Source organism: Methylolobus aquaticus (assembly GCF_054172105.1).
Window position 1 is genome coordinate 260,675 of sequence record NZ_JBSYXP010000008.1, and the last position, 7,170, is coordinate 267,844.

The window sequence follows — 7,170 nt, forward strand, 5'->3', positions numbered from 1 at the left end:
GGCTCTGCCCCCACGCCTGTCCGACCGTCAGGCCAGTTTGCGAAACTTGATCCGGTGCGGCGTGTCGGCGTCCTGACCGAGGCGGCGCTTCCGGTCCGCCTCGTAGTCGGCGTAGTTGCCCTCGAACCAGACCACCTTGCTGTCGCCCTCGAAGGCCAGCATGTGCGTCGCGATGCGGTCCAGGAACCAGCGATCATGCGAGATGACCACGGCGCAGCCGGGGAAGGCCAACAACGCTTCTTCAAGCGCGCGCAGGGTTTCGACGTCGAGGTCGTTGGTTGGTTCGTCTAGCAGCAGCAGGTTGCCGCCGCTCTTCAACAGCTTCGCCAGATGGACGCGGTTGCGCTCGCCGCCCGACAGGTCGCCGATGCGCTTCTGCTGGTCCTGCCCCTTGAAGTTGAACCGGCCGCAATAGGAACGCGACGGCGTCTGGTAGGTGCCGACGGTGACCATGTCCAGCCCGTCGGAGATTTCCTCCCAGACGGTCTTCTTGTCGTCGAGATGGTCGCGCATCTGATCGACATGGCCGATCTTGACCGTTTCGCCGATCCTGATCGTGCCGGAATCCGGCTTCTCGGTGCCGGCGATCATGCGGAACAGCGTGGTCTTGCCGGCCCCGTTCGGGCCGATGATGCCGACGATGCCGCCCGGCGGCAGCCGGAAGCTCAGATCGTCGACCAGCAACCGGTCGCCGAAGGCCTTCCGGACGTTCTCGACCTCGACCACCATGTTGCCCATGCGGGGCCCCGGCGGAATGTAGATTTCCTGGGTTTCGTTGCGCTGCTGCATCTCGACCGAGGACAGTTCCTCGAAGCGGGCCAGACGGGCCTTGCTCTTGGCGTGGCGCCCCTTGGGGTTAGCCCGCACCCATTCGAGTTCCGACTTCATCGCCTTCATCCGGGCGCTTTCGGTTTTCTCTTCCTGCTCCAGGCGACGTTCCTTCTGGTCCAGCCACGAGGAGTAGTTGCCTTCCCACGGGATGCCCTGTCCGCGGTCCAGTTCGAGGATCCAGCCGGCGACGTTGTCGAGGAAATAGCGGTCGTGGGTGACGGCGATGACGGTGCCGGGGTACTGGTGCAGGAAGCGCTCCAGCCACGACACCGACTCAGCGTCGAGGTGGTTGGTGGGCTCGTCGAGCAGCAGCATGTCGGGATTGGACAGCAGCAGGCGGCACAGTGCGACGCGGCGCTTCTCGCCGCCGGACAGCTTGGTGACGTCCGCGTCCCAGTCAGGCAGGCGCAAGGCGTCGGCCGCGATTTCCAGCTTGCGTTCCAGCTCCCAGGCGCCGGCGGCGTCGATCTTTTCCTGCAATTCCGCCTGTTCGGCGAGCAGCGCATCGAAATCGGCGTCGGGATCGGCGAAGGCGTTGCTGATCTCGTTGAAGCGGTCCAGCAGCGCCTGCGCTTCGGCCACGGCTTCGACGACGTTGCCGCGCACGGTCTTCTCAGGGTCCAGGCGCGGTTCCTGGGGCAGGTGGCCGATGCGGATGCCTGGCTGCGGCCGTGCCTCGCCGTCAAAATCCGCGTCTTCGCCGGCCATGATGCGCAGCAACGAGGACTTGCCCGAGCCGTTCAGGCCGAGCACGCCGATCTTGGCGCCCGGATAGAAGGACAGCGAGATGTTCTGCAGGATGGTCCGCTTGGGCGGGACCACCTTGCTGACACGATTCATGGTATAGATGTATTGGGCCATGGCTTGCCGAGGAATGGGGTTTCGAAAACCCGTTATTATTTCACGGCAGACGCCCTCCGCGCACCGCGTACCGTTTTCGAATCAACGGAGTTGCCACTGAACACGCGCCTGCTCAGCCGTATCGACGAGCTGTCGCCGGAGGTCTGGAATGCCCTGTCGGTTGAGCCTTACCCGTTTCTCCGTCACGAATTTCTGCACGCGCTCGAAGCGCACGATTGTTTGGGCCGTTACGTCGGCTGGTTTCCTCGTCATCTCGTCTGCGAAGAGGATGACGGTCGTCTGATTGCTGCGCTGCCGATGTATCTGAAGGCCAACTCGTTCGGCGAATTCGTGTTCGACTGGTCCTGGGCTCATGCCCATGAGCGCTGCGGTCTCAAGTATTACCCGAAGGCCGTTATCGCGTCGCCGTTCACGCCGGCCAACGGCCCACGGCTGCTGATCGCTGCGCAGGCCCCACGCGAAACCGCGGCTATGGCATTGATCGACGCCGCCCTCGCTGCCGCCCGGAAGCTCGGCCTGTCTTCGGCACATTGGCTGTTCGGGACGGACCCCGAGCTGTCTGCGCACCCCGAACTGCTTGCCCGCAAGGGCTGCCAGTTTCATTGGGAGAACCCGGGCTATCGCGATTTCGAGGATTTTCTCGATACGCTGACCGCGAAGCGCCGCAAGGAGATCCGGCGTGAGCGACGGCAAGCCGCCGCGGCGGGGCTGTCGATCGAGCGGCTTCCGGGCGATCGCGTCAGCGACGGCGACTGGCGACAGTTTCACCGGCTGTACCGGATCACTTTCGACAAGCACGGCAATCATGCGGCGCTGACACGCGGCTTCTTCTCGGGGCTGGGGGAGGCCATGGGCGCTCAGGTCCTGTTGACGGTCGCGCGCAAGGGCGACGAGATCGTCGCCGCGGCCTTCTTTCTGGTGGGCTCGGACGCCTTGTACGGCCGCTACTGGGGTGCCGAGGACGAGGTGCCCGCGCTGCATTTCGAGCTGTGCTACTACCAGGGCATCGAATACTGCATTCAGCAGGGCCTGCGGCGATTCGAACCCGGTGCTCAGGGCGAGCACAAGGTCAGCCGCGGTTTCATGCCGCGGCCGACCTGGTCCTACCACTGGATTGCCGATCCCGAACTGCGGGTCGGGATCCAGCGCTTCGTGCAGCGCGAGGCCCAGGATGTGGACGCCTACATGGCCGCACTGGCTGGACGTTCCGTTTATCGCCGGGAGGCGGGATGCTGAAGGTGCTGAATCCGCACGATCGTAACCAGCCGTTTCCGCCGGTCGAATCGGCGCTGGAGGATCCCAATGGCTTGCTGGCCATCGGCGGGTGTCTTTCGGTGCGACGCCTCGTCAACGCCTACCGCCATGGCATTTTTCCGTGGTACTCGGTGGGCGAGCCGATTCTTTGGTGGTCGCCCAATCCGCGGCTCGTCCTCGAACCCGAAGGTTTCAATCTGTCGCGGACGTTGCGGCGGTCCCTTCGGCGCGAGGAGTTCCAGTTCAGCTGCGACCGCGCCTTTGAAGCTGTGCTGCACGCGTGCTCCGAGCCGCGCGCCTACGCTCAGGGCACCTGGCTGACACCGGAAATGAAGCGCGCCTACGTGGAAATGCATCGGCAGGGCTACGCCCATTCGGTGGAAGCCTGGCAAGGGGACGAACTGGTTGGCGGGCTCTATGGCGTCGCGATCGGGCGGATGTTCTTCGGCGAGTCGATGTTCCATCGCGTCGACAACGCATCCAAGGCGGCCCTGGCTTTCGCCTGTGCGGCGATGGCGCACTGGGGCTACCGCCTGATCGACTGCCAGGTGCATACCCCGCATTTGATGAGCCTGGGCGCGCGGGAGATCGCCCGCGCCGAGTTCGTGACGCTGCTGGGCCGGCATCGCGACGCGAAGGTCGACCCGTCTGCCTGGAAGGACTGCCGCGTCGCATGGCGCTGACGACTGTTTCGGCTCGCTGCGGTCCGCCCCATGCATGCCCGTATCTGCCTGGCCGCGTGGCGCGCCTGGCCTGGGTCGACCCTGCCTGGGCGGCGGTTCCCGGGGTCTATGGCGCGCTGGTCGCCCAGGGCTTTCGCCGCAGCGGCGGCGACGTCTACCGGCCCCACTGCGAAGCCTGTGCCGCCTGCATTCCGGTTCGCCTCCCGGTTGCGGCGTTTGCGCCGGATCGCTCGCAGCGTCGGACCTGGCGCCGGAACGCCGATCTGACCGTGGCCGAAACCGAAGCGGAGTTCCGCGACGAACATTATCGTCTCTACCTCCGCTATCAGCGGTCCCGTCACGCCGATGGCGGCATGGCGGGCATGAGTCCGGACGAATATCTCGGCTTCCTGAGCTGCGACTGGCAGGACACCGTCTTCGTCGAATTTCGGCGGCAAGGCCGGTTGCTGGCGGTGTCGGTGGCCGACCGGGTCCATGCAGGACTGTCAGCCGTTTACACGTTCTTCGACCCCGACGAGCACCAGCGCGGGTTGGGCACTCACGCCGTGTTGTATCTGGTCGAACGCTGCCGGGCCCTGGATCTGGCCTGGTGCTATCTCGGTTACTGGATCGAAGGCAGTCGGAAGATGGACTACAAGCGCCGCTTCCGGCCCCTGGAAGGCCGGGTAGGCGGGTCGTGGGTTCCGCTCGCGGAGGCAACGGGCCGGGCGTTCGCGGAAGCATCGCACTCGTAACGGGCGATTCGCAGGGCTCGGTGCCTTCCGCGGACCCGCCGCCATGGCCTCAGCGCCACGAAAGGATGGCAGAATGGCGGCCAGCCGATAGGCTCCCATCGCCCTCGGGCGACTCGAATCTAATGCACGCTTGAATCTCATGCACGTGACGCCTGCCTCGGATGAAACCCTGTTCGTACCCCTCGGGGGTACCGGCGAGATCGGCATGAACCTGAACCTCTACGGTCATGACGGCTGGTGGCTGGCGGTGGATGTCGGCATTACCTTCGGGGGCGACGACTTTCCGGATTACGACGTGATGATGGCCGATCCGGCTTTCATTGCGCACCGTCGCGAGCGCCTGGCGGGTGTCGTGCTGACCCATGCCCACGAGGACCATCTGGGCGCGCTGCCCTATCTGTGGCGGCGGCTGCGCTGCCCGGTCTATGCGACGCCGTTCACCGCAGCCCTGGCGCGCTTCAAGCTGGCGCGGGCCGGCATCGAAGATGCACCGGTGACCGAGATCGGACTCGGCGAACGCTTCGAGGTCGGCCCGTTCGCGGTCGAATACATCGGCATGACGCACTCGATCCCGGAACCGAACGCGCTGCTGATCACGACGGCCTGCGGTGCGGTGCTGCACACCGGCGACTGGAAACTTGACGACGATCCGGTCATCGGCCGCCGCTACGACCACCGACGCCTGCTGTCATTGCGGCGCGAGCCGCTACTCGCCGTCGTCTGTGATTCGACCAATGCGGTCGTGCCCGGCAGCACCGGTTCCGAGTCCTCGCTGTTCGCTCCGCTGCGGGAAGTGGCCGAACAATCCCAGGGGCGGGTGCTGGTCACCGCGTTTTCGAGCAACATCGCGCGTCTGGTCACGCTGGCGCGGGTGGCCGAGAGTGTCGGCCGCCGGTTTGGTGTGATTGGCCCGGCCATGGAACGGATGGTCGCTTTTGCCCGCGGCGCCGGCTATTGGCCGGACGATCTGCCCGATCTCGTCGACCCGCGCCATCTCGGGTTCCTGCCACCTGGCGAGGTGCTGGCCGCGTGCACCGGCAGCCAGGGCGAAGCCACGTCCGCGCTGGCGCGTATCGCGACCGATCGCCACCCCTATTTGCTGCTGGACCCGCGCGACACCGTGATCTTCTCGTCCCGCATGATTCCCGGCAACGAGCGTTCGGTGGAGCGCTTGCAGGCCCACCTGAAGCAGCACGGCGTGGAGGTCGTGACCGACGCCGACGCCCACGTCCACGTTTCGGGACATCCCGCCGAAGCCGATCTGCGCCGACTCTACGACTGGGTGCGGCCGCCGGCCGTGATCCCGGTGCATGGGACGCCGCGCCATCTGGCCGCCAATGCGGCGATTGCGACCGACTGCCATGTGCCGACGGCCTGCGTGATCGAAAACGGCGATGTGTGCCGGCTCGCGAAAACGGGGCCGGAGGTGCTGGGACAGGTGGATGTCGGGCGTCTTCGCGTGGCGGCGGACGGTCAGTTGTCGCGGGTGCCGGCCGACGTGTTGCGCAGCATGCGCCGGACCGCACACTGAGCCGACCGCACGGTTCAGGGCCCCGCCGCCCGCTGGTGCCGCAGGGCATCGACCATCACGCCGACGATCGCCACGTTGATGACCAGCTCGGCGACCGACAGCCAGGCGAAGCCCCGCGTCATCTCTTTGATCTCGAAAGGGATGTAAAGACCGCCACTGCCGGCGGCCAGCCATTCCGCCCAGCGCCGCTCCCGCCACAGCCCATAGGCTTCGATGAAGCGGACGGTGCCGTAGGCCGCGGCCAATGCCGCCAGTGTCCATAAGCGTGCATCCGTGAGCTTTTCCGCGGCATCGAGAAAGATGCCGGGATAGTGCTTGGCGGGATTCAGGTGAAAGTGCGTGAGCAACTCCGCCGCTATTGCCTGCACGTCTTTGTGCAGCAGCGACAGGACGCCAAACCCCGCCAGGAACACCACTGCGCCCTTCGAGGCTTCGAACAGGGCGATACCGCCGACGATAGAGGGTGTGTCTGTGGGCGATGAAGGGGCTGAGCTGGCCATGGCGGTGAAGGTGGCCTGTAGTCGGAATTAGGGTTGTACTGCTCTGCAGTAACTGTGTCCAGTTTGTCTGCACACGTTTTCAGTCTGGTGCCCAAATATCTGATGCCGATGACAGCTGCCGTGTGCCATGGACCCGATCAGGCAGTGTGCGGGGGACTCCAACTCCCGTCTACAGCGTTCCCAAGCACCTTGTCTATCGCCTAATGCAATGCTAAGTTCGGTGCGAAATTAAGCACCATAGGGGAAAGCCGTGTCACAGATCAGCCCTACGGAAGATATCCGCTCCGTCACCGATCTGAAGCGCCATACGCGCGAAATCCTCGACCATCTTCATGCGACGGGCAGGCCAGTCATCCTGACGGTGAACGGGCGTGCCAATTCCGTGTTGCTGGATGTCCGAGCTTACGTAGAGCTTCTGAGGGCGGGAAATATGGCCGAGTTATTGACGCCAGCCGAACGCAATATCGAAAGCGGTAATACCCGTCCGATACGCGAGTTCATGGGAGAGTTCAAGGGTGGAAAGAACGTCCCGGGCTGAGATTCCCGCAACCGCCGAGGCGGATGTTTTCGACATCTGGGACTACATGGCGCAGGATAGTCCCGAGGCGGCATCGGCCTTCATCCTGCGTCGGGAAGAGCAGATCGGCGCCCTGGAACGGTTCCCCAAGCGCTTCCCTTACATTCCTGAGATCCGACTTTTAGCAGGCTGGTGAAAAACTCCGAAGGCGTTGTGTGGCGGGGGCTCCGGCGTTCTGGACGGGGTAAAATACGGTATC

The 7,170-nt window shown here is 64.8% G+C and carries 8 protein-coding genes; 6 read left to right on the forward strand and 2 right to left on the reverse strand.

Going from position 1 to position 7,170, the window contains the following annotated elements; genetic code table 11:
* Positions 1–27: 27 nt before the first annotated feature.
* Positions 28–1,692 carry an energy-dependent translational throttle protein EttA gene (gene ettA / locus ACW73L_RS13095; RefSeq protein WP_498922593.1) on the reverse strand — a complete coding sequence of 555 codons (1,665 nt, stop codon included), beginning with the start codon at positions 1,690–1,692 and terminating at the stop codon, positions 28–30.
* A gap of 90 nt (positions 1,693–1,782) precedes the next feature.
* On the opposite strand from ettA, the gene ACW73L_RS13100 reads away from it, so the two are divergent.
* The 4 genes from ACW73L_RS13100 (at position 1,783) to ACW73L_RS13115 (ending at position 5,894) form a co-directional block, all read left to right on the forward strand.
* Positions 1,783–2,928, forward strand: a complete 1,146-nt coding sequence (locus tag ACW73L_RS13100; RefSeq protein WP_498922594.1) for a GNAT family N-acetyltransferase — start codon at positions 1,783–1,785, stop codon at positions 2,926–2,928.
* Positions 2,922–3,629 (forward strand): leucyl/phenylalanyl-tRNA--protein transferase, encoded by a 708-nt coding sequence (aat, locus tag ACW73L_RS13105; protein ID WP_498922596.1) that lies wholly within the window; start codon positions 2,922–2,924, stop codon positions 3,627–3,629. The genes ACW73L_RS13100 and aat overlap by 7 nt, the downstream gene beginning before the upstream one ends.
* Positions 3,620–4,363, forward strand: coding sequence for an arginyltransferase (locus ACW73L_RS13110; protein WP_498922597.1), 744 nt, complete (start codon positions 3,620–3,622; stop codon positions 4,361–4,363). Before aat ends, ACW73L_RS13110 begins: the two co-directional genes overlap by 10 nt.
* Before the next feature lie 139 nt (positions 4,364–4,502).
* Positions 4,503–5,894 (forward strand): ribonuclease J, encoded by a 1,392-nt coding sequence (locus ACW73L_RS13115; protein WP_498922598.1) that lies wholly within the window; start codon positions 4,503–4,505, stop codon positions 5,892–5,894.
* A gap of 14 nt (positions 5,895–5,908) precedes the next feature.
* Here the strand turns inward: ACW73L_RS13115 and ACW73L_RS13120 are convergent, their stop codons facing one another.
* Complete coding sequence (locus ACW73L_RS13120; protein WP_498922600.1) at positions 5,909–6,394, reverse strand: DUF2127 domain-containing protein; 486 nt, start codon at positions 6,392–6,394, stop codon at positions 5,909–5,911.
* Between the two features lie 250 nt (positions 6,395–6,644).
* Here ACW73L_RS13120 and ACW73L_RS13125 point away from each other — a divergent pair, with 250 nt between their 5' ends.
* Together ACW73L_RS13125 and ACW73L_RS13130 are read left to right on the forward strand one after the other, a co-directional pair.
* Entirely contained in the window at positions 6,645–6,932 is a 288-nt protein-coding gene (locus ACW73L_RS13125; protein WP_498922602.1) for a type II toxin-antitoxin system Phd/YefM family antitoxin, read from the forward strand.
* On the forward strand, positions 6,910–7,107 hold the full coding sequence (locus ACW73L_RS13130; protein ID WP_498922604.1) for a type II toxin-antitoxin system RelE/ParE family toxin: 198 nt from the start codon (positions 6,910–6,912) through the stop codon (positions 7,105–7,107). Before ACW73L_RS13125 ends, ACW73L_RS13130 begins: the two co-directional genes overlap by 23 nt.
* The last annotated feature ends 63 nt before the right edge of the window (positions 7,108–7,170 follow it).